The sequence below is a fragment of the Tepidiphilus sp. J10 genome, from assembly GCF_006980785.1.
Lineage (GTDB): Bacteria > Pseudomonadota > Gammaproteobacteria > Burkholderiales > Rhodocyclaceae > Tepidiphilus > Tepidiphilus olei.
Map to the genome: position 1 here is coordinate 100646 of NZ_SBHP01000003.1, position 21398 is coordinate 122043.

Here is a 21398-nt window from a genome sequence, read left to right on the forward strand (position 1 = left end):
CGCGGTGCGACCTCCCGTTATAATCATCGTTTCGCCACATCCGGGCGAGGATGCATGAAGGGGATGGGTTTGGACGTCGAACGCAGAGTGCGTGAAATCTTGGGCGAGGCGCTCGAATTGCCGCCGGAGCGCTTACAGACCCTGGGGCGCGAGAGCGCGCTTTTGGGGGCCGTGCCCGAGCTCGACTCGATGGGGGTGTTGGCCGTGATCCATCTCCTCGAAGAGCGTTTCGACTTCATCATAGGCGACGACGAGATCGACGGCACCACGTTCGCCACGCTGGGTTCGCTCATCGACTTCGTGGCTGAGAAACTCGGCGACTGAACCCTGGCACATCGATCCGCCGGGCGGTTTGATCGTGGCGTTGCGCCTCGTGCGCCTCGCGGTTTCTCCCGGCTGTGGCAATCCCTTCACGGGCTCTGTGTCGCCGGTTTCTCTTCATTCGGCACGAATCATGGTGCCGACCCCTTGGTCGGTGAGGATCTCGACGAGCAGCGCATGCGCGACGCGTCCGTCGATGATGTGCACCGAGCGCACGCCGTTCCTGGCCGCCTCGAGCGCGGAGGCGATCTTGGGCAGCATTCCGCCCGAGAGCGTGCCGTCGGCCACCAGTTCGTCGATCCGGCTCGGCGTGAGCCCCGTGAGGAGATTGCCGTTCTTATCGAGCACGCCGGGCGTGTTGGTCATGAGGATGAGCTTTTCGGCGCGTAGCACTTCGGCGAGTTTTCCGGCCACCAGGTCGGCATTGATGTTGTAGGTTTGCCCTTCCTCGTCGACGCCGATCGGAGCGATCACCGGGATGAAGTCACCGCGATCGAGGAATTGGATGATCGCAGGGTCGATGGCGCTCACTTCGCCCACCTGGCCAATGTCGATGAGCGATTCGCCGTCGTCTCGCTGGCGCAGGCGCATACGGCGCGCGCGGATGAAGCCGCCGGCGTCCTTGCCGGTGAGCCCGACCGCCTTGCCGCCGTGCCGGTTGATGAGGTTGACGATCTCCTTGTTCACCTGACCGCCCAGCACCATCTCGACGACGCTCATGGTCTCGGCGTCGGTGACGCGCATCCCCTGGATGAATTCCCCTTTCTTGCCGATGCGGGCGAGCAGCTGCTCGATCTGCGGTCCGCCGCCATGCACCACCACCGGGTTCATGCCGACGAGCTTGAGCAGAACGACGTCGCGCGCGAAGCTATCTTTGAGGCGTTCGTCGGTCATGGCGTTGCCGCCATACTTGATGACGAGCGTCTTGTCGAAGAACTGGCGGATGTAGGGTAAGGCCTCGGAGAGCACGTCGGCTTTCTGCGCGGCGGTGAGCGGGGCGTCGGAGGTTTCCCGGGTCATGGCATCGTCCTTGGCATCAAGCGTTCTTGGCTGGTTTTTCCGGTTCGACACGCAGGCGGATGTGCAGCTCGCGCAGCTGTTTCTCATCGACTGGGCTGGGAGCCTGGGTGAGCAGGCACTGGGCGCGCTGCGTTTTGGGGAAGGCGATCACGTCGCGGATCGATTCGGCGCGCGCCATCATCGCCACGATGCGATCCAGGCCGAAGGCGAGGCCGCCGTGGGGGGGCGCGCCGTACTTGAGCGCGTCGAGCAGGAAGCCGAACTTGGCGCGCGCCTCTTCCTCGCCGATGCCGAGTACGGCGAAGACGCGCCGCTGCACCTCCTCACGGTGGATGCGCACCGAGCCACCGCCGATCTCCCAACCGTTGAGGGCGAGGTCATAGGCCTTGGCGCGCACGCTGCCCGGGTCGGATTCCAGTCGCTCGAGGTCTTCGTCCTTGGGCGAGGTGAAGGGATGGTGCAGCGCCACCCAGCGTTTCTCTTCCTCGTCGTATTCGAACATCGGGAAATCGGTGATCCACACCGGCGCCCAGTCGGCTCCCGTGAGAAAGCCTTTTTCATGCCCGATCTTGGTGCGCAGCGCCCCCAGGGCATCGTAGACCACCTTGGGTTTGTCGGCGCCGAAGAAGATGAGATCGCCGCTTTGCGCGCCGGTGCGCTCGAGGATGGTCCGCAGCGCCTGCTCGTGCAGGTTCTTGACGATGGGAGATTGCAGGCCGGTTTCGTCGGGGCGGCTCGCGTCGTTCACCTTGATGTAGGCGAGCCCCTTGGCGCCGTAGATGCCGACGAATTTGGTGTACTCGTCGATCTCACCGCGGGTGAGCTGCGCCCCGCCGGGGATGCGCAGCGCCATCACCAGCCCGCCCGAGTTGGCCGGGCCGGAGAAAACCTTGAAGGCGACGTCGCGCACCGCGTCGGTGACGTCGGTGAGCTCCAGCGTCACGCGCAAGTCGGGTTTGTCCGAACCGAACCGCGCCATCGCCTCGGCGTAGCTCAGGCGAGGGAAGGGATCGGGCAGCTGTACGCCGAGCGCTTCGCCGAAGACCTCGCGGATCATGGCTTCGGCGAGCGCCGTGATCTGCGCTTCCGTCATGAAGGAAGTCTCGATATCGACCTGGGTGAATTCGGGCTGACGGTCGGCGCGCAGGTCTTCGTCGCGGAAGCACTTGGTGATCTGGTAGTAGCGATCGAACCCCGAGACCATCAGCATCTGTTTGAAGAGCTGGGGGGACTGGGGCAGCGCGAAGAAGTGCCCTGGATGCACGCGCGAAGGTACGAGGTAGTCTCGCGCGCCCTCGGGGGTGCTGCGCGTGAGCATGGGCGTTTCGATGTCGATGAACCCCTGTGCGTCGAGAAAGCGGCGAAAGGCCCGGGCGGCGCGGTAACGCAGCATGAGGTTGGTTTGCATCACGGGGCGACGCAGATCGATGACGCGGTGCGTCAGGCGAACGGTCTCGGAGAGATGGGATTCGTCGAGCTGGAAGGGCAGGGGTGCGGCGGCGTTGAGCACTTCCAAATCACGGCACAGCACCTCGATCTCGCCGGTGGGCAGATTCGGATTCTCGGTACCCGCGGGGCGGCGGCGCACCGTACCGGTGATGCGCACGACGTATTCGTTGCGCAGGGATTCGGCGGTGTGGAAGGTTTCGGGGGAGTCGGGATCGCAGACGATCTGCACCAGACCTTCGCGGTCGCGCAGATCGAGGAAGATGACGCCGCCGTGGTCGCGTCGGCGATGGACCCAGCCGCACAGGGTGACGGTCTGATCGAGGTGTTCGGTAGTAACCTGGCCGCAATAGTGGGTACGCATGGAGTTCCGTTTTCTTTTTTCGTCAGACAGAAGGGGGAAGATCCGCCGGAGGGGGGACGGGTGAGCGGGTTTTCGGATTGAGCGTGCCGAGAGAGATCACGTATTTCAAAGCCTCGTCGATCGACAAATCGAGGGGAATGACGTCGCGTGCCGGCACGATCAGGAGGAAGCCCGAAGTCGGGTTGGGCGTCGTGGGAACCATCACGGTGAGAAAGCGACCGTGTTCATTCAGATTGCCTACCGTCTCGGGGGCGGGTTCGCCAGTGACGAAGGCGATGGTCCAAGTGCCGTGCCGGGGGTATTGCACGAGGACGGCAGTGCGAAAGGCCTGTCCCGTATCGGAAAAGAGCGTCTCGGAGACTTGCTTCACGCTCGCGTAGATGCTCTTGACGATAGGGATGCGATGGATGAGGGCTTCCCACAGCCGGATCAGGCGCTGCCCCAAGACGTTGGCCGCCACTAGCCCGGTGAGAAAGACGATGGCCACGGCCATCACCACCCCCATGCCGGGAATGCGCCGTCCTAGCAAGGCTTCGGGTCGCCAGGCATGGGGTAGCCAGTCGACGATGGCATCGATCGTGCCCACGATCCAGCTGAGCACCACGAAAGTGACCACGATGGGCAGCCACACCAGCAACCCGGCGATGAAATAGCGTCTCAGATGCATGGGGGTGGAGGATCCAGGCTACCGGAATCAATGGCACGCGCAGGATGCACCGCAGCCGCCTTCAGTCGCCGTGGCCGGTGCCTTCGATGCTTCGCTGGAGGGGTTACTGGACGCTCCTCCTCCCTTGAAATCGGTGGCGTACCAGCCGCTGCCTTTCAGCTGGAAACCAGCGGCAGAGACGAGTTTGGCGTACTGCATGCTGCCGCAATCGGGGCAGCGTTCGAGCGGCGCCTCGCCGAGTTTCTGCAGATGCTCGTGCCGGGTGCCACAATCGTTGCAACGGTATTCGTAGATAGGCATCGCAGATCTCCTGGAAAGGAAAGAACACCTGTCGGGACGAATCGGCAAGTCTACCGCAAAATGGGGGCGCCGATCCACCATTGCAAGAGGTCAGCCCCCCACAGCAGTGTTACTGCTCCGCCGGCAGCAAGGAAAGGGCCGAAAGGCAGGGGTTGCCCTTGTCCCAGATGTCCGAGCGTCTTGAGCGCGATTCCAACCACGGCGCCCGTGAGCGAGGCGAGCAGGAGAACGAGGGGAAGGGCCGTCCAGCCGAGCCAGGCGCCGATCGCGGCGAGCAGCTTGAAGTCGCCATAACCCATGCCCTCTTTGCCCGTGAGGAGCTTGAAGAGCCAATAAATGCTCCACAAGATCAGATAACCGGCGACGGCGCCCAGCACGGCCTCGGGCAAGGAAGCGAAATGCTCCTGCAGGTTGACCAGCAGCCCCGCCCACAAGAGAGGCAGAGTCAGATCGTCCGGCAGCAGGCGCGTGTCGAGATCGATGAAGGCGAGCGCGATCACACACCAGAGAAAACCAGCGCCAGCGAGCGCCTGCCAGCCCATGCCGAAGCGCCACAGTGCGGCGAGCGCCGCGAGCGCCGCGAGGAGCTCCACGAGGGGGTAGCGCCAGCCGATGGGGGCTCGACAATGGCGGCATCGCCCACGCAACACGAGCCAGCTCACCAGGGGAACGTTCTCCCAGGCGGAAATGGCATGGCCGCAGTGCGGGCAGTGCGAAGCCGGTCGCGCGAGGTCGTAGCGCGCTCGAGGCTCGAGCGGTAGCCCCAGGATTTCGCGCGCCTGCGCCTGCCATTGTTGCTCCAGCATACGAGGCAAGCGATGGATCACGACATTGAGGAAACTCCCCACCATCGCGCCGACGACGAGCGCGGCGAGCAGCTGCACGCTCCAAGGCAGGGCAGTCGCTGCGCTCATATGGTCTGGGCCATTTTGAAGATGGGAAGGTACATGGCCACGACGATGCCGCCGATGACGACCCCGAGGAAGACCATGATCACCGGTTCGAGCAGCTGGGAGAGCGAAGCGACCGCCTCATCGACTTCGCGTTCGTAATATTCCGCCACCTTGCTGAGCATGGAATCGAGTTGCCCCGACTCTTCCCCGATCGAAATCATTTGCGTGACCATGGCCGGAAAGACGCCGGTTTCGGCCATCGCCACGGTGAGCGAGATACCCGAAGTGACCGCCTGGGTGATTTTTTCGGTGGCTTCACGGTAGACGATGTTGCCGGCGGCGTCTCCCACCGAGACGAGCGCCTCGTTGAGCGGCACGCCGGCGGCGAACATGGTGGCGAGCGTCCGGGTCCAGCGTGCGATGGTGGCCTTGCGGACGATCTCGCCTACGATGGGGAGGCGTAAGATGAATCGATCGACGAGGGCGCGGAACGCCGGAGATCGCCGATGCAACAGGGTGAGACCGACCATGATCAGGATTACCGCGCCCAGCATGACGTACCAGTTGGCGACGAAGAATTCCGACATGTCGATCACGATCTGGGTCGGAGCGGGGAGATCGGCGCCGAAGCTGGTAAAGATGTCCTTGAACTGCGGGATGACGAAGATCATCATGACCGCGATGACGATCATGGCCACGACCACGACGGCGGCAGGATAGAAGAGTGCCGATTTGATCTTGCCTTTGATCGCCAGGATTTTTTCCTGGTAGGTTGCCAGGCGCTCGAGCAGGTCGTCGAGGATACCGGCCTGCTCGCCGGCAGCCACCAGCGAGACGAAGAGCCGATCGAAGTACAAGGGGTGTTTGGCAAAAGCTGCCGCCAGGCTGGAGCCGGCCGCGATGTCTTCGCGGATGAGATTGAGTAATCGCGTCAGGGCTGGATTGGTCGAGCCCTTGATGGCGATGTCGAAGGATTGCAGCAGCGGCACGCCCGCCTTCATCATGGTGGAGAGCTGCCGGGTGAAGAGGACAAGATCCTTTTCACCGACACGGCCGCGGCGTTGCTTGATCTTGGTGATCCTGGTGACGATCACGCCTTGCCGGCGCAGGGCCGTTCGCGCCGAGGCTTCGCTCATGGCGCGGATCTCCCCGCGGGCGGGTTTGTTCTGGGCGTCCTTACCTTCCCAGCTGAACAGCAGTTCTTTGGGTTTGGAAGTCGCGGTTGCCATGGCACACCTCTCGCAACGGGATCAATCGTTGGTGGCGGCAAGCACTTCGGTGAGCGAAGTGATGCCGTGTTTGACTTTCAGAAGCCCGGATTGCCTCAAACTGCGGACGCCTTCGCTCCGTGCCTGGGCCTCGATCTCCATGGCCGAAGCATTGGCCATGACGAGGCGTTGGATGGCTTCACTGATCGGCATCACTTCGTAGATGCCGGTACGGCCTTTGTAACCAGAACCGCGGCACTTCTCGCAGCCGACCGGACCGTAGGGCTGCCAGCTACCGTCGAGCTCCTCTTCACTGAAACCTGCCGAAATCAGGGCTTCCACCGGAATGTCGATTGGCTTTTTGCAGGTGCACAGGCGCCGCACCAGCCGTTGCGCCGTGATGAGGATCACCGAGGAGGCGATGTTGAAGGGGGCGATGCCTATATTGCGCAGCCGCTCTACGGTGCTGGGCGCGTCGTTGGTGTGCAGGGTGGAGAGGAGCAAGTGGCCGGTCTGGGCTGCCTTGACGCCGATGTCGGCGGTTTCCAGATCCCGGATCTCACCCACCATGATGATGTCCGGGTCTTGACGTAAGAAAGCGCGCAGCGCTGCGGCGAAGGTCAGCCCCACTTTGTCGTTGATGTTGACCTGATTGATTCCGGGCAGGTTGATCTCTACCGGGTCCTCGGCAGTGGAGATGTTGACTTCCGGTTTGTTGAGCAGATTGAGGCAGGTATAGAGCGAGACGGTCTTGCCCGAGCCGGTGGGGCCCGTGACGAGAATCATGCCGTAGGGGCGCTCGATCGCCTCTAAAAGTGCTGCTTTTTGCTCTGGCTCGTAACCGAGGGCGTCGATGCCGAGCATCGCCTGGCTCGCATCGAGGATGCGCAGCACGATCTTCTCACCCCACAGAGTGGGTAGGGTGGAGACGCGGAAATCGATCGATTTGTTCTTGCTGAGGGTGAGCTTGGTACGTCCATCTTGGGGAATGCGTTTTTCCGAGATGTCGAGCCGGGAAATGATCTTGAGGCGGGCGGAAATCTTTTCTTTGAGCGCCAGCGGCGGGCGAGCGATCTCGCGCAACACGCCGTCTTGGCGCACCCGGACGCGGAAGAATTTCTCGTAGGGCTCGAAGTGGATGTCGGAGGCGCCTTCATTGATCGCGTCGATCAGGATCTTCTGTATGAAGCGTACCACCGGGGCGTCTTCGACGTCGACTTCGGATTCCTCCGTGGCCGTACTCTCCGTGCTGAGGGAGACCTCCTCATACAGCTCGTCGGTTTGAATGAGGGCAGAAAGCGCATTGGTGGTCGATTCGTAGAATTTTTCGCAAAAACGGGCGAGGGATTGGGCCGGGGCAACGACGAGCTCGATCGACATGCCGGTCTGAAATCGGATTTCGTCGTAGACACGCACCTGGGTGGGATCGGCCACGGCGATCACCGTTTTCCCTTTGCGCTGCGACAAGGCGACGATCTGGTAGCGACTGGCGATCTGCGGATCGATCAGTTTGCGTGGCAAGACGTCGGGATTGACGGCCTCGATGTCCAATACGGGCAAACCAAACGTCTCGGCCGCGAACTGGGCGACCTTGCGCTCGTCGAGTGCATCCGACTTGATGAGGGCGAGCAGCAGGGCGTTGGGTCCATCATCCGCTTTGGCTTGAGCCTGTTCGACCGTTTTCTCGTCGATCCAGCCTTTCTGGATCAGGGCCCGTACCAAACCCGTCTTTTCCGTCATCGTCCTTCCTCACTGGATTCAGTGGCATCGCGCTCATCCGCATCGGTTCTGCCGGACGAGGGGGCGTAAATGCGGACCGATCTTATTCGGCGATCATGGCATTGTAAAACCTCCAGGCGTACGTCGCCAATACGCAGGGATACTTCCGATTCGGGGATCTCCTGGAGATATTCGAGAATTAGCCCATTGAGGGTCCTGGGGCCAGCGGTGGGCAGGTTCAGTCCGAGCATCTGGTTGAGGTCCCGTACGGGGGTGGCCCCGTCGACGATGACCGTGCCGTCTTCCTGCCACTGCAGCAAGGCGTCGCTACCGGGGCGACTGGTGGTGAATTTTCCCACCATCTCCTCGATGATGTCGTCGAGCGTCACCAGCCCCTGGAGCTCGCCATATTCGTCGACCACCAGCGCCAGCCGTTGGTGATGTTCCTGGAAGAACTGCAATTGCGTCATGGCATTGGTGTCTTCCGGCACGAAGTAGGGCGGCGAGAGGCTGCGGCGGATGGATTCGCGGGAGAATCCCGCGGTGAGCGTCTCGGCGAGGAGCTGGCGCACGTGCAAAATGCCGAGTACTTCGTCGGGATTGCCTTCGATCACCGGCAGCCGCGTATGGTAGGCGGTGGCCAGTTGCGCCCGTAGGGTCTCTTCGTCGTCGGTGAGATCGAGAAATTCGATCGCCTGTCGAGGGATCATGACATCGGCTACCGTGATGCGCTCGAGATCGAAGAGTTTGAGCAGCACGTCGCGGTGTTTCTCCGAGCGCAGCACGCGCGACTCGAGCACGAGGCTGCGCAGTTCCTCCAGGCTTGGGTCCTGAGGTGCGGCTCGGTGCGGCAAGCGCAGCAGCCACAGCAGTGCCTTGACGAAGAGATTGACGAAATTCACTACGGGCCCGAGCAGGCGCAGCAAGGCCGTGAGCGGATAAGCGACGTAGGGCGCGAGGAGGTCGGCATAGCGGGCACCGATCACTTTCGGCGTGATCTCGGAGAAGACGAGGATGAGGAAGGTCAGCGAGAAGCTGCCCACGGCGAGCATCGCCTCGTTCTGGCCGAAGAGCTCGATGGTGATGACGGAAGCGAGCGTGGCCGCACCGACGTTGACGGCATTGTTGACGAGCAGGATCACGCTCAGCATCCGCTCGGGGTGGGCGGTGAGCGCCGCGGCGAGCTGAGCGCCGCGCTCGCCGTTGTCCGCGCGGGCCTTGAGACGATAGCGGTTGGCCGCCATCATCACGGTTTCGCTCATGGAGGACAGACCCGAGGACAAGAGCAACAAGGCCAGCCCGAGCCATTGCCAGAGCAGATCGGCGGGAAGCGGGGCATCCATCGGAGGCGTCATCGGTGCTGCAGGAGGTATTCGAGGACGAAATGGGTGCCGAGGTAGGCGAGCACCAGGGTGACGAAACCGGCCCAGGTCCAGCGCAGGGCGACGCGCCCGCGCCAACCCCAGGCGTGTCGCCCCAAGAGTAGCACGCCGAAGATCGCCCAGGCGAGCAGGGTGAAGATGGTTTTATGGTCGGGGCGCAGCGGCTGGCCGAAGAGCGCTTCGGAAAAAACGACGCCGGTGAGCACCGTGACCGTGAGCAGGGCGAAGGCTACGCCGATCACGCGAAAGAGCAGCGTCTCCATCACGAGCAGCGGCGGCATCCGTCCGAGCCAGGCCGCGGGTTCGCGCCGGTGCAGGGCACGCTCGAGCACCGACATCAGCACCGCGTGCAGCGCGGCGAGCGTGAACAGCGCATAGGAGAGCAGCGCCACGACCAGGTGCAGGCGCAGCCACGGGTTGTCGGTGGCGACAGGCGCGGCAGGCAAGGGCAGCCAGGGCACGAGCAGGCACACCAGGGCGGCGATCGGCGTGAGCACGGTGTAGAGCCAGCCGATGGGGGCGTAGAAGGATTCTATCCAGAAGAAGAGGGCGGCGAGCCACACCGTGAGCGAGAGTGCCGGCGCGAACCCGAGCCGCAATCCTTGGTCCGACAGCAGCAGGGCGGCCGCGCCCCAGCCGTGCGCGAGGATGGCGGCGGTGAGCAGCGCCCGGTCGAGTGGGCGCGGGCAGCGGCCTCCTTCTTCCGGTTGGCGGCGGCAGCGCCGCCCTACGGCGATCGCCCCGAGGCCGTACAGGAGGAAGGCCAGCAGATGGGGTAGAATCGAATCCATGATCCTAGTTTACTCGAAGAATGCCGAGGTTTTGTGCCCATGCTCGACAACCTGACGCAAAGACTATCCAAAGTCGTCAAGACGCTGCGCGGCCAGGCGCGGCTCACGGAAGACAACATCCAGGAGGCGCTGCGCGAAGTGCGCATGGCGCTGTTGGAAGCCGACGTGGCCCTGCCGGTGGTCAAGGACTTCATCGCCCGCGTCAAGGAAAAGGCCGTCGGCCAGGAGGTGATCGGTTCGCTCACGCCGGGCCAGGCCCTCATCGGGGTGGTGCACGACGAACTCGTGGCGCTGATGGGCGGCCAAAGCGAGGGGCTCAAGCTCGAGGCGCGCCCGCCCGTCGTCATCCTCATGGCGGGTCTGCAGGGGGCGGGCAAGACGACTACCGTGGGCAAGCTCGCCAAGTGGCTCAAGGAAGAAAAACGCAAGAAAGTGCTGGTGGTCTCCACCGACGTCTACCGCCCGGCGGCGATCGAGCAGCTGCGTACGGTGGCCGAACGGGCCGGGGTCGACTTCTTTCCTTCCTCGCCCGAGCAGCAGCCCGAGGCGATCGCACGGGCGGCCAAGGACTGGGCCGAGCGGCATTTCCACGACGTACTGTTGGTGGACACCGCCGGCCGGCTGGCGATCGATCAGCCGATGATGGACGAGATCAAGGCGTTACACGCGGCCTTGAACCCGACCGAGACGCTCTTCGTGGTCGATGCCATGCTGGGGCAGGACGCGGTCAATACGGCGCGTGCCTTCAACGAGACCCTGCCGCTCACCGGCGTGGTGCTCACCAAGCTCGACGGGGACGCGCGCGGCGGGGCGGCGCTGTCGGTGCGCGCCGTCACCGGCAAGCCGATCAAGTTCGCCGGGGTGGGAGAGAAACTCGCGGGGCTGGAACCGTTCCATCCCGACCGGATGGCGAACCGCATCCTCGGCATGGGCGACATCCTCGGTCTGGTGGAAGAGGCGCGGCGCACCGTCGACGAGCACAAAGCCAAGGAGCTCGCGCAGAAACTGCGCACCGGCAAGGGGTTCGATCTCAACGATTTCCGCGAGCAGATCGTGCAGATGCGCAAGATGGGTGGCATCGGGGCCTTGCTCGACAAGCTGCCGGCCCAATTCGCCCAGGCGGCCGGGCAGCTGCAGGGGGGCATGGAGGAAAAAGCGATCTCGCGCATCCAGGGCATCATCGATGCCATGACGCCGCAGGAGCGCGCCAATCCCGACATCATCAAGGCGAGCCGCAAGCGGCGCATCGCCGCCGGCGCGGGGGTGACGGTGCAAGAGGTCAATCGCTTGCTCAAGCAGTTCGACCAGACGCAGCGCGTGATGAAGCAGTTCTCCAAGGGCGGGATGGGCAAGGTGATGCGCGGGCTGCGCGGCGTGATGCCGCGGCTGCACTGAGGGATGATGGATCTCATCCGCATCGCGCTCTGGCGCTCGCTCGCCACCCTGGGGCGGGGCAAGATCCTGTGGGAGATGTTCTGGCCGCTGCTCGCGGCGGGCTTGGTCTGGATCGTGGCGCTCGTACTCGCCTGGGAGCCGCTCACGGCCTGGCTTGCGGGTTGGTTCGACGCCTCGCCGGAAGGTGCGCAAGCAGGGATGCTGGCGATGGCCGGGTTCTTCGCGCTCAAGGTGTTGCTGGTGTTGAGCGTGTTGCCGCTCATGTACGTCACCATGCTGGTGATCGTGGGCATCTGGGTGATGCCGCGTGTCGTCGCCTTGGTGGGCCGCGAGGAATACGCCGACCTCGAATTGCGCCATGGCGGGAATTTTGCCCGCAGCCTGTGGAACACCCTCAGCGCCTCGGGCCTCTTCCTGATCGGTTTTCTCGTGAGCATGATTTTCTGGTGGATTCCCGGCGCTGCGCTGGTGCTACCCTGGATCTTGACGGCCTGGCTCAACAGGCGCACTTTCACTTATGATTGCCTGATGGAACACGCCGACGCCGAGGAGCTGCGGGCGCTGGAGGCACGGGAAGGAGGAACCTTCTTCTGGCTCGGAGCGATCGGTGCGGCGCTCGCCTACGTGCCGCTGCTCAACCTCTTCGCCCCGGCGATCACGGGCTTGCTCTTCGTGCATGCCGGGCTGGAGGCGTTGCGGCGCTTGCGCGCCGAGCGCGGGGAATGGATCGTGGAGGCGGACGTTCCTTCCGGCGAAGCGACCTCGTACCCTCATCTGCCCAAGGGGAAGCCATGAGCGCGTTCGGAGCCTACATCATCGGTGACGAAATCCTCTCGGGCCGTCGAGAGGACAAACACTTCGCCAAGCTGCGCGCGCTATTGCATGCGCGCGGCTTGCGCCTTGCCTGGGTGCACTACCTGGGAGACGATCCGCGGCGGCTCACCGAGGCGTTTCGCCACAGTTTCGCGAGCGAAGACATCGTCTTCAGTTTCGGCGGCATCGGGGCCACGCCCGACGATCATACGCGGCAGTGCGTGGCGCAGGCCTTGGGCGTGCCGCTCGAGCTGCATCCCGAGGCCGAGGCCCTGATCCGCGCGCGTTTCGGCGAGCGTACCACGGCGCAGCGTCTGGAAATGGGGCGTTTTCCCCGGGGCGCACGCATCATCCCCAATCCCTACAACCAGATCCCGGGCTTTTCCGTCGGCAATCACCATTTCGTGCCGGGTTTTCCCGTGATGGCCTGGCCCATGATCGAATGGGTGCTCGACACCCAATACGCGCACCTCTTCCATCGCGAGGACTACGTCGAGGATTCCGTCTACGTGTGGGACGCGCACGAGGGTGACCTGGTCGATCTGATGCAGGCACTCACCGTGCGCTATCCTGAAGGGACGCTCTTTTCGTTGCCGTCGGTGCCCGAAGAGACGGGCGGCCGGCGTCGGCTCGAGCTGGGTTTCAAGGGCCCCAGGGCGATCGTGGAGGCGGCGATGCGCGACATCGTCGCCGCGCTCGAGGAGCGAGGTTTGCCCTGGGAACGCCCTCGCAGTTGATTCCCCAACCAGAAGAAGGAGAGACGTCATGCCCCGTATTTTGCATACCATGATCCGTGTCGGCAATCTCGACCGTTCGATCGAGTTCTATACCAAAGTGCTCGGCATGCGGCTGCTGAGGCGCGAAGATTATCCCGACGGGAAATTCACGCTGGCGTTCGTCGGCTATCAGGACGAGAGCGAAGGGGCGGTGATCGAGCTCACCTACAACTGGGGGGTCGATCATTACGAAATGGGCAACGCGTTTGGGCACATCGCCATCGCCGTTCCCGACGCCAAAGCCGCCTGCGACGAGATCCGTGCTCGCGGCGGGAAAGTGATCCGCGAGGCCGGGCCGATGAAGCACGGTACCACCGTGATCGCTTTCGTCGAGGATCCGGACGGCTACAAGATCGAGCTCATCGAGCGGCCCTGAGTCGGCAGCCAAAAGCCGGGATCGTCAGGGTTGTCGGAGATGGCTCTGGACCCAACGCACGATCTCGGCCGTGCCGACGGCGCCGGAATGCCGCGCCACTTCCCGCCCCTGCTGAAAGAGGATCATCGTCGGGATGCTGCGGATGCCGTAACGGGCGGCCGTTTGTTGGGCTTCGTCCGTGTTGAGCTTGGCGAAGAGAACCCGCGGGACGAGCTGGCTGGCAGCATGGGCAAAGGCGGGCGCCATCATGCGACAGGGGCCGCACCAGGGAGCCCAGAAATCGACCAGCACGGGCAGATCGTTCTTCGTCAGATACGTGTCGAAGTGCGCCTCACTGAGTTCGACGGGGTGATCGGGAAAGAGCGGTTGGTGACATTTGCCGCAGTTGGGCCTTTCGTGCACGCGCTCGGCGGGGACGCGATTGACGGCGAAGCAGGCCGGGCAGACGATATGCAGGGTATCGCTCATGGGGATGGCTCCACGAAGAAGTTCGATCGAACTATGGGGGCAAAGCCGGTGAGGGTCAAGAGGGTTTGACCCCATCTTGCTCGAGGAGGAAAGATGTCGTTGAAGTCCTGCTTGTGGGCCATGCTTTTCGGGCTCGTGCTGATGCCATTGAGCGTCTTGGCTCAGCCGCGCGCGCAGCTGACGGTTGGCATGTACCGAGTGGTGGCCGAAGTGGCGGCCGACGAGCCCTCTCGGGCGCGCGGCCTGATGTTTCGCGAGCACCTGGGGGCGAACGAGGGGATGGTGTTCGTCTTTCCCGTGGCGGGGCGTCAGTGCATGTGGATGAAGAATACGCTCATCCCCTTGTCGGTGGCTTTCATCGACGAGGCGGGGCGCATCCTCAACATAGAGGAGATGGCGCCGCGTACCCTGGATTCGCACTGTGCCGTGGCGCCGGCGCGCTATGCGCTGGAGATGCCGGGCGGGTGGTTCCGCGAGCGCGGCATCGCGCCGGGCATGCGCGTCGAAGGGCTCGAGCGCTTGCCCGCGGGGCGTTGAGCGGGCGCGGAAGGAGGCGGACGAACATCCGGACATATAAGGAATTTGTCATATATCCACGAGGCTGGTTGGCCGCAGGGCGCGTGGATCATTCGTAGCGCACCTCGACGCGCTCCACTCCCGGGAGCGTCCGCAGGGTGGCGAGCAAAGTCTCTTGCGGATGCAGGGTCCACGGGGAGGAGCATCGCAGCGTTCCCTCGGTGCCGTCGAGGCGCAGGGTGAGTGCGAGCGGCAGCCGACCACCGAGGTAGGGACGCAGCGCGGATTCCAATTCGGCGGTGAATTCCAGCGTGGTCTGTTCGAGCGCTACGGTGAGCGCGATCGCCCGGGCGCGTTCTTCGCGCAACTGCGCGAGCGTGGTGAATCGCTCGGCCACCACCCTCAAGCCCCCGGAATAGTCGTCGGGGCTCACCTTGACTTCGGCAAAGAGCGGCTCGTCGAGCACGATCGCGCTGCGATGGGCTTCGAAGACTTCGCTATAGGCGAGTACCTCGACCTGGGCCGTGCCGTCGTCGAACTCGACGAAGGCCATTTTGCCGCGATTGCCCATCTTGGTGCGCAGGTTGGTGACCACCCCGGCGATCCACACCGGCTCCCAGCCGGGTTCGAGGCTGGCGAGCGGTCTCGAGACCAGACGGCGTACTTCCTCGGCCCAGGCATGGAAGGGGTGCCCCGAGAGGAAGAAACCGATGGCGATCTTCTCTTCCTTGAGCCGTTCGCGCTCGGTCCAGGGGCGGACGGCGGCGAAGGCCGGCTGCATCGCCTCGGCCTGGGGCAGGTCGTCGAAAAGCCCCCCTTGCAGGACGTTCGCCTGCGCCTGCTCGGCCGCTTCCATCGCAAGCCCGACGGTGGCGAGCAACTGCGCCCGGTCGCGTCCGATGTGACCAGGTAAGGTGTCCAGCGCCCCGGCGCGTACCAGCGCCTCGAGCACACGGCGATTGACCGCCCGCCGGTCGATGCGCGCGCACAGTTCGAAGAGGTCGCGGAATGGACCGTTGCGTTCACGCTCGGCGACGATGGCCTCGGCCGCGGGGCGACCCACCCCCTTGATCGCCCCCAGGCCGTAGCGGAGGGTGCGGGTGTCGACCGGTTCGAAGCGATAGGCGGAGGCGTTGACGTCCGGCGGCAGGATCTCGAGGCCGTTGGCGCGCGCGTCCTCGACGAAGATCTTGACGCTGTCGGTATCGTCCATGTCGGAAGACAGCGTCGCGGCCATGAACGCAGCGCAGTGATGTGCCTTCAGCCAGGCGGTCTGGTAGGTGACCACGGCGTAGGCGGCAGTGTGGGACTTGTTGAAACCGTATTCGGCGAATTTCTCCATCAGGTCGAAGAGGCGCATGGCAAGGGACTCGTCGTAGCCTTTCTTGCGCGCCCCTTCGCGGAAGATCTCGCGGTGCTTGGCCATCTCCTCGGGTTTTTTCTTGCCCATCGCCCGGCGCAGCAGGTCGGCGCCGCCCAGCGTATAGCCGCCGATGATCTGCGAGATCTGCATCACCTGTTCTTGATAGACGATGACGCCATAGGTGGGTTCGAGGCAGGGCTTGAGATCCTCGTGGAAGTAATCGATGGCCTGCTCGCCTTTCTTGCGCAGGATGAAGTCGTCGACCATGCCCGACCCGAGGGGGCCTGGGCGGTAGAGGGCGAGCACGGCGATGATGTCTTCGAAACGGTCGGGCTGCAGCTTCTTGAGCAGCTTCTTCATCCCTTCCGATTCGAGCTGGAAGATGGCGGTGGTGTTCGCGTCTTTCAGGATCTGGTAGGTGGCCGGATCCTCGTAGCCCAGGGTTTCGAGTTTGGGACGGCTGCCGGTGAGCCGCTCGACGTACTCGAGGGCGAGGTCGATGATAGTGAGGTTGCGCAGCCCCAGGAAGTCGAACTTGACGAGCCCGATCGCCTCGACGTCGTCCTTGTCGAACTGCGACACGGGCACGGCGTCCTCGCCGTCGGCCAAATACAGGGGGCAATAGTCGGTGAGCTTGCCCGGGGCGATGAGCACACCGCCGGCGTGCATGCCCACGTTGCGCGTCAGCCCCTCGAGCGGGCGGGCGAGCTGCCACAGTTGCTGGATCGCCTCGCCATCGTTGGCATCTTCCATCAGCTCGCGCAGCTGCGGTTCGAGCTCGAGTGCCTTGTCGAGCGAGACGGGTTTGACGCCCTCGAGCGGGATGAGCTTGGAGAGGCGGTCGCACAGGCCATAGGGTAGGTCGAGCACGCGCCCCACGTCGCGTACCACCGCCTTGGAAGCCATGGTGCCGAACGTGGCGATCTGGCTCACCGCGTCGTGCCCATAGCGCTCGCGTACGTACTCGATCACCCGGTAGCGCCGATCCTGGCAGAAGTCGATGTCGAAGTCGGGCATGGATACCCGTTCGGGGTTGAGGAAGCGCTCGAAGAGGAGCGCATAGCGCAAGGGGTCGAGGTCGGTGATGCGCAGGCTGTAGGCCACGAGCGAGCCCGCGCCCGAGCCGCGTCCCGGGCCGACGGGCACGCCGTTTTCCTTGGCCCAGTTGATGAAGTCGGCCACGATGAGGAAGTAGCCGGAAAAACCCATCTGGACGATGGTTTCGGTTTCGAAGGCAAGCCGTTCCTCGTAGCGCGGACGTTGGCGTTCGCGCTCGGCATCGATGGGGTAGAGCTCGCGCAGGCGCACTTCCAGCCCCTCCTTGGCGCGCGCGACGAGGTAGTCGTCCAGCGTCATGCCCGGTGGCGTGGGGAAGGGCGGCAGGAAGTTCTTGCCCAGCGTGATGGAGAGCGAGGCGCGGCGCGCGATCTCACCGGCGTTCTCCAGCGCCTCGGGCAGATCGGCAAACCGCTCGGCCATCTCGGCGCGGCTGAGGAAGTACTGCTCCGGGGTGAAGGGCTTGGGGCGACGGGGGTCGGCGAGCACCGTGCCTTGGGCGATGCACACGCGCGCCTCGTGCGCCTCGAAATCCTCGGGGCGCATGAACTGGATGGGGTGCGTCGCCACCACCGGCAGCCCCAGACGGGCGGCGAGCTCGACGGCGGCGTCGATGTAGACCTCCGTGTCCGGCTGTCCGGCGCGTTGCAGCTCGAGGTAGAACGCGTCGGGGAAAACCTCGGCCCAGCGTCGGGCCGCGGCCTCGGCTTCGGTTTCTTTCTGGGCGAGCAGCAAGCGTCCCACTTCGCCCTCCATCGCCCCGGAGAGGGCGATGAGGCCGCGGCAGGATTCCCGCTCGAGCCAGGCCGGATGGATCTCGGCGCGGCCGCGGTATTGGTTTTCCAGATAGGCGCGGGTGAGCAGTTCGCACAGCTGGCGGTATCCCTCGCGGTGGCGGGCAATCAGCAGCATCCGCCACGGATGGGCGCGGTCCTCTTCGTTGCTGATCCAGGCGTCCACGCCGATCACGGGCTTGATGCCCTTGGCGCGCGCGGCCTTGTAGAACTTCACCATGCCGAAGAGGTTCATGGCGTCCGAGATGCCCAGGGCGGGCATTCCGTCGTCGGCGGCCGCGGCGACGGCCTCCGGCAGGGTGCAGATACCGTCGGTGAGCGAGTATTCCGAGTGCAGGCGTAGATGGACGTAAGGCGTCATCAGGGCAACAGCAAGGTGGCGCCGGTGGTGCGACGGGATTCGAGCGCGCGGTGGGCTTCGGCCGCTTGGCTGAGGGGAAAACGCTGGCCAATCTTGACCTCCAGCCAGCCGTCGCGCAGCGCCGTGAAGAGTTCTTCGGCCATGGCGAGCAAATCCTCGCGCTTGGCGATATAGGTGAAGAGCGTCGGGCGGGTGAGGAAGAGCGACCCCTTCTGGGCCAACAAGCCGATGTCGAAAGGCTCGACCTTGCCCGAGGCATTGCCGAAGGAAACCATCAGCCCCAGGGGGCGGAGGGAATCGAGCGAGCCGAGGAAGGTGGCGCGGCCCACCGAATCATAGACCACGTCGACGCCGCGCCCGTTAGTGAGCGCCCGGGTGCGTTCGGTGAAATTCTCCCGCGTATAGACGATGACGTGATCGGCACCGTGCGCGCGCACGAGTTCGGCTTTTTCATCGTTGCCTGCGGTGGCGATCACCGTCGCGCCGAGCCGTTTGGCCCACTGCACGAGAAGCAGTCCCACGCCGCCGGCAGCGGCGTGGATGAGGACCGTGTCGCCCGGCTGCACGCGGTGGGTACGGCGCACGAGGAATTGCGCCGTCAGACCTTTGAGCATTACCGCGGCGGCGGTTTCGAAGGAAATGTCGTCGGGCAGGCGCACGGTCCGCTCGGCCGGGAAGTTGCGCACTTCGCTATAGGCACCTACGGGCGACAGAGACCCGCCGCAGTAGACGACGCGATCGCCCGGGCGAAATTCGGTCACGCCGGGGCCGACGGCCTCGACCACGCCGGCCCCTTCTTGTCCGAGTCCGGAGGGAAGAGAAACCGGATAAAGCCCGGTACGGTGGTAGGTGTCGATGAAGTTGACCCCGATGGCGTGGTGGCGGATGCGGATTTCTCCCGGACCGGGATCAGGGAGTTCCAACGCCTCCCAGCGCAGCACTTCGGGACCGCCATGAGCGGAGAAACGGATCGCGTGCGTCAACATGGCCTGCTTTCTCCAATCATTCTGTTTCGAGTTTGTTGCGCAGTTCGAGTGCATCGACCACCGACACGGCCGTCATGTTCACCAAGCGGCGCACGGTGGCCGAAGGGGTGAGGATCTGGACCGGCATGGCCGCACCGAGCAGCATGGGGCCGACGGTGACGCCGTCGCCGTTGGCGACTTTCATCAGGTTGAAGGCGATGTTGGCGGCGTCCAAATTGGGCATCACCAGCAGATTCGCTTCGCCCTCGAGGGTGCACGTCGGAATCAGCCGCTGGCGGATCTCGGGAGAAAGGGCCGAATCGCCATGCATCTCGCCGTCCATGTTGAGCTGTGGGCACAGGGTGCGCAGCAGGTCTCGGGCCTGGCGCATCTTGCGCGCGGATGGGGTGTCGGCCGAACCGAAGTTGGAGTGCGACAGCAGCGCCACGGCCGGCTCGTAGCCGAATCGGGTGAGCTCGACCGCGGCCATGCGGGCGATTTCGGCCACGTCCTCGACGCTGGGGTCGTAGTTGACGTAGGTATCGGTGATGGCGACGGTGCGTTTGGGCAGCATGAGGATGTTCATCGCGGCGAAGAGACGCGCGTCCGGGGCGAGGCCGATGACGTCGCGCACGTGCTGCAGGTGGGCGTGGTAAGTGCCGAACGTGCCGCATACCAGCGCATCGGCATAGCCGTTCTTGAGCAGCATGCAGCCGATCAAAGTGGTGTCGCTCATCATGCGCACCTTGGCGATTTCGGGCGTCACTCCCTTGCGGCACATCAGTTCGAGGTATTGCTGCCACAGCTCCTTGTAGCGCGGGTCGGATTCGGGATTGACGACGTCGAAGTCGCGCTCGGGCACGAGGTTGAGCCCCAGGCGCTTGATGCGCATCTCGATCACCGCCGGGCGGCCGATGAGGATGGGGCGGGCGAGTTTCTCGTCGATCACGGCGCGCGCCGCGTGCAGTACCCGTTCGTCCTCGCCTTCGGCGTAGAGCACGCGTTTTTGTTCGAGCGGGATGCGCTTGGCCACCGAGAACATGGTTTTCATCACCACGCCGGAGTGGTAGACGAAGTTCTGCAGGGTGGCGCGATAGGCGTCGAAATCCTCGATCGGCCGGGTGGCCACGCCCGAGTCCATGGCCGCCTTGGCCACCGCCGGAGCGATGCGTACGATGAGGCGCGGGTCGAAGGGTTTGGGAATGAGGTAGTCCGGCCCGAAAGTGAGCGCAGCTTCTCCATAGGCCCCAACGAGCATGTCGCTCTGTTCGGCGCGCGCGAGATCGGCGATGGCGTGCACGCAGGCGAGCTTCATCTCTTCCGTGATGGTGGTGGCGCCCACGTCGAGCGCCCCGCGGAAGATGAAGGGGAAACACAGGACGTTGTTGACCTGGTTGGGATAATCGGAGCGCCCCGTGGCGATGATCGCATCTGGCCGCACGGCCTTGGCCACTTCCGGCATGATCTCGGGGATGGGGTTGGCGAGGGCGAAGATGAGCGGGTCGCGCGCCATCTTGGCGACCATCTCGGGCTTGAGCACCCCGGCCGAAGAGAGGCCGAGGAAGACGTCGGCGCCGTCGATCACTTCGGCGAGGGTGCGCGCGTCGGTCACCTGGGCGTAGCGCGCCTTGTTCGGTTCCATGTCCGGTTCGCGCCCGACGCGGATCACGCCACGGGAATCACACACATAAACATTTTCGCGTTTCAGCCCCAGGCGCACCATCAGATCGAGACAGGCGATGGCCGCGGCTCCGGCGCCCGAGCACACGAGCTTGACTTCTTCTATCTTCTTGCCGACGACCATGAGGCCGTTGAGGAGCGCCGCGGCCGAGATGATGGCCGTTCCGTGCTGGTCGTCGTGGAAGACCGGAATCTTCATGCGCTCGCGCAGTTTCTTCTCGATGTAGAAGCACTCGGGCGCCTTGATGTCCTCGAGGTTGATGCCGCCCAGGGTCGGCTCCATGGCGGCGATGATGTCGATGATGCGATCCGGGTCTTTCTCGTCGAGCTCGATGTCGAAGACGTCGATGCCGGCGAATTTCTTGAAGAGACACCCTTTCCCTTCCATGACCGGTTTGGCGGCGAGGGGCCCGATGTTGCCCAGCCCCAGGACGGCGGTGCCGTTGGTGATCACGGCCACGAGATTGCCGCGCGAGGTGTATTCCCGCGCGGTGAGCGGATCGCGCACGATCTCCTCACAGGCGGCCGCGACGCCGGGGGAATAGGCCAGCGACAGGTCGCGCTGGTTGCTCAGGCTCTTGGTGGGGACCACCGAGATCTTGCCCGGCGTAGGGTGGCGGTGATAGTAGAGCGCGGCGTCGCGGAAGTTCTTGTCCATTGAATGCTCTCCAGAACGGTTGGATGCGTGCGCCTGCCCTCGGTCGCACGTCGAAACGGGGGTCCA

19 protein-coding genes are annotated in these 21398 nt (G+C 64.2%); 6 read left to right on the plus strand and 13 right to left on the minus strand.

Annotation, left to right across the window (positions count from 1 at the left end; genetic code table 11):
• Nucleotides 1-54 precede the first annotated feature (54 nt).
• Nucleotides 55-324: an acyl carrier protein gene (locus EPD81_RS06355; protein ID WP_206673221.1), complete on the plus strand. Its 270-nt coding sequence runs from the start codon at nt 55-57 to the stop codon at nt 322-324.
• 114 nt (nt 325-438) lie between these two features.
• Here EPD81_RS06355 and argB read toward each other — a convergent pair whose 3' ends face one another.
• Genes argB through EPD81_RS06400 form a run of 9 tightly spaced genes read right to left on the minus strand, consistent with a single transcriptional unit; the run spans nt 439 to nt 10111 of the window.
• Nucleotides 439-1341 carry an acetylglutamate kinase gene (gene argB, locus EPD81_RS06360; protein WP_142804613.1) on the minus strand — a complete coding sequence of 301 codons (903 nt, stop codon included), beginning with the start codon at nt 1339-1341 and terminating at the stop codon, nt 439-441.
• A gap of 16 nt (nt 1342-1357) precedes the next feature.
• A complete protein-coding gene (aspS, locus tag EPD81_RS06365) occupies nt 1358-3151 on the minus strand; it encodes an aspartate--tRNA ligase (protein WP_142804614.1) in 1794 nt (597 codons plus the stop codon).
• Nucleotides 3152-3173: 22 nt separating this feature from the next.
• Nucleotides 3174-3812: a DUF502 domain-containing protein gene (locus EPD81_RS06370; protein ID WP_142804678.1), complete on the minus strand. Its 639-nt coding sequence runs from the start codon at nt 3810-3812 to the stop codon at nt 3174-3176.
• Between the two features lie 33 nt (nt 3813-3845).
• Nucleotides 3846-4118, minus strand: coding sequence for an FmdB family zinc ribbon protein (locus EPD81_RS06375; RefSeq protein ID WP_142804615.1), 273 nt, complete (start codon nt 4116-4118; stop codon nt 3846-3848).
• 50 nt (nt 4119-4168) lie between these two features.
• Nucleotides 4169-5032 (minus strand): A24 family peptidase, encoded by an 864-nt coding sequence (locus tag EPD81_RS06380; RefSeq protein WP_142804616.1) that lies wholly within the window; start codon nt 5030-5032, stop codon nt 4169-4171.
• Nucleotides 5029-6240, minus strand: a complete 1212-nt coding sequence (locus EPD81_RS06385; protein ID WP_142804617.1) for a type II secretion system F family protein — start codon at nt 6238-6240, stop codon at nt 5029-5031. The genes EPD81_RS06380 and EPD81_RS06385 overlap by 4 nt, the downstream gene beginning before the upstream one ends.
• Before the next feature lie 21 nt (nt 6241-6261).
• The gene (gene pilB / locus EPD81_RS06390) at nt 6262-7959 is read right to left on the minus strand and encodes a type IV-A pilus assembly ATPase PilB (RefSeq protein WP_142804618.1); all 1698 of its coding nucleotides are present in this window, start codon (nt 7957-7959) and stop codon (nt 6262-6264) included.
• The gene (locus EPD81_RS06395; protein WP_142804619.1) at nt 7956-9281 is read right to left on the minus strand and encodes an HlyC/CorC family transporter; all 1326 of its coding nucleotides are present in this window, start codon (nt 9279-9281) and stop codon (nt 7956-7958) included. The genes pilB and EPD81_RS06395 overlap by 4 nt, the downstream gene beginning before the upstream one ends.
• 8 nt (nt 9282-9289) lie before the next feature.
• Entirely contained in the window at nt 9290-10111 is an 822-nt protein-coding gene (locus tag EPD81_RS06400; protein WP_142804620.1) for an inner membrane protein YpjD, read from the minus strand.
• Nucleotides 10112-10150: 39 nt separating this feature from the next.
• Here EPD81_RS06400 and ffh point away from each other — a divergent pair, with 39 nt between their 5' ends.
• From ffh to gloA, 4 genes are read left to right on the plus strand one after another with little or no spacing between them, the layout of a single operon-like run.
• Nucleotides 10151-11506 (plus strand): signal recognition particle protein, encoded by a 1356-nt coding sequence (gene ffh / locus EPD81_RS06405; RefSeq protein ID WP_142804621.1) that lies wholly within the window; start codon nt 10151-10153, stop codon nt 11504-11506.
• A gap of 3 nt (nt 11507-11509) precedes the next feature.
• Entirely contained in the window at nt 11510-12301 is a 792-nt protein-coding gene (locus EPD81_RS06410; protein WP_142804622.1) for an EI24 domain-containing protein, read from the plus strand.
• A complete protein-coding gene (locus EPD81_RS06415) occupies nt 12298-13056 on the plus strand; it encodes a molybdopterin-binding protein (protein ID WP_142804623.1) in 759 nt (252 codons plus the stop codon). Before EPD81_RS06410 ends, EPD81_RS06415 begins: the two co-directional genes overlap by 4 nt.
• A gap of 28 nt (nt 13057-13084) precedes the next feature.
• Nucleotides 13085-13471 (plus strand): lactoylglutathione lyase, encoded by a 387-nt coding sequence (gloA, locus tag EPD81_RS06420; protein ID WP_142804624.1) that lies wholly within the window; start codon nt 13085-13087, stop codon nt 13469-13471.
• A gap of 24 nt (nt 13472-13495) precedes the next feature.
• Here the strand turns inward: gloA and trxC are convergent, their stop codons facing one another.
• Nucleotides 13496-13939 carry a thioredoxin TrxC gene (gene trxC, locus EPD81_RS06425; RefSeq protein ID WP_142804625.1) on the minus strand — a complete coding sequence of 148 codons (444 nt, stop codon included), beginning with the start codon at nt 13937-13939 and terminating at the stop codon, nt 13496-13498.
• Between the two features lie 93 nt (nt 13940-14032).
• Here trxC and EPD81_RS06430 point away from each other — a divergent pair, with 93 nt between their 5' ends.
• Entirely contained in the window at nt 14033-14476 is a 444-nt protein-coding gene (locus EPD81_RS06430) for a DUF192 domain-containing protein (protein ID WP_206673218.1), read from the plus strand.
• An 88-nt stretch (nt 14477-14564) separates the two neighbouring features.
• Here the strand turns inward: EPD81_RS06430 and dnaE are convergent, their stop codons facing one another.
• From dnaE to EPD81_RS06445, 3 genes are read right to left on the minus strand one after another with little or no spacing between them, the layout of a single operon-like run.
• Nucleotides 14565-18029 carry a DNA polymerase III subunit alpha gene (dnaE, locus tag EPD81_RS06435; protein WP_142804626.1) on the minus strand — a complete coding sequence of 1155 codons (3465 nt, stop codon included), beginning with the start codon at nt 18027-18029 and terminating at the stop codon, nt 14565-14567.
• A complete protein-coding gene (locus EPD81_RS06440; protein WP_142804680.1) occupies nt 18029-19012 on the minus strand; it encodes a quinone oxidoreductase in 984 nt (327 codons plus the stop codon). Before EPD81_RS06440 ends, dnaE begins: the two co-directional genes overlap by 1 nt.
• A 19-nt stretch (nt 19013-19031) precedes the next feature.
• Nucleotides 19032-21332 carry an NADP-dependent malic enzyme gene (locus EPD81_RS06445; protein ID WP_142804627.1) on the minus strand — a complete coding sequence of 767 codons (2301 nt, stop codon included), beginning with the start codon at nt 21330-21332 and terminating at the stop codon, nt 19032-19034.
• Nucleotides 21333-21398 lie beyond the last annotated feature (66 nt).

Coding starts and splice junctions, on each gene's coding strand:
- EPD81_RS06355 (WP_206673221.1), top strand. CDS start 55: ATGAAGGGGATGGGTTTGGACGTCGAACGCAGAGTGCGTGAAATCTTG.
- argB (WP_142804613.1), bottom strand. CDS start 1,341: ATGACCCGGGAAACCTCCGACGCCCCGCTCACCGCCGCGCAGAAAGCC.
- aspS (WP_142804614.1), bottom strand. CDS start 3,151: ATGCGTACCCACTATTGCGGCCAGGTTACTACCGAACACCTCGATCAG.
- EPD81_RS06375 (WP_142804615.1), bottom strand. CDS start 4,118: ATGCCTATCTACGAATACCGTTGCAACGATTGTGGCACCCGGCACGAG.
- EPD81_RS06380 (WP_142804616.1), bottom strand. CDS start 5,032: ATGAGCGCAGCGACTGCCCTGCCTTGGAGCGTGCAGCTGCTCGCCGCG.
- EPD81_RS06385 (WP_142804617.1), bottom strand. CDS start 6,240: ATGGCAACCGCGACTTCCAAACCCAAAGAACTGCTGTTCAGCTGGGAA.
- pilB (WP_142804618.1), bottom strand. CDS start 7,959: ATGACGGAAAAGACGGGTTTGGTACGGGCCCTGATCCAGAAAGGCTGG.
- EPD81_RS06395 (WP_142804619.1), bottom strand. CDS start 9,281: ATGGATGCCCCGCTTCCCGCCGATCTGCTCTGGCAATGGCTCGGGCTG.
- EPD81_RS06400 (WP_142804620.1), bottom strand. CDS start 10,111: ATGGATTCGATTCTACCCCATCTGCTGGCCTTCCTCCTGTACGGCCTC.
- ffh (WP_142804621.1), top strand. CDS start 10,151: ATGCTCGACAACCTGACGCAAAGACTATCCAAAGTCGTCAAGACGCTG.
- EPD81_RS06410 (WP_142804622.1), top strand. CDS start 11,510: ATGATGGATCTCATCCGCATCGCGCTCTGGCGCTCGCTCGCCACCCTG.
- EPD81_RS06415 (WP_142804623.1), top strand. CDS start 12,298: ATGAGCGCGTTCGGAGCCTACATCATCGGTGACGAAATCCTCTCGGGC.
- gloA (WP_142804624.1), top strand. CDS start 13,085: ATGCCCCGTATTTTGCATACCATGATCCGTGTCGGCAATCTCGACCGT.
- trxC (WP_142804625.1), bottom strand. CDS start 13,939: ATGAGCGATACCCTGCATATCGTCTGCCCGGCCTGCTTCGCCGTCAAT.
- EPD81_RS06430 (WP_206673218.1), top strand. CDS start 14,033: ATGTCGTTGAAGTCCTGCTTGTGGGCCATGCTTTTCGGGCTCGTGCTG.
- dnaE (WP_142804626.1), bottom strand. CDS start 18,029: ATGACGCCTTACGTCCATCTACGCCTGCACTCGGAATACTCGCTCACC.
- EPD81_RS06445 (WP_142804627.1), bottom strand. CDS start 21,332: ATGGACAAGAACTTCCGCGACGCCGCGCTCTACTATCACCGCCACCCT.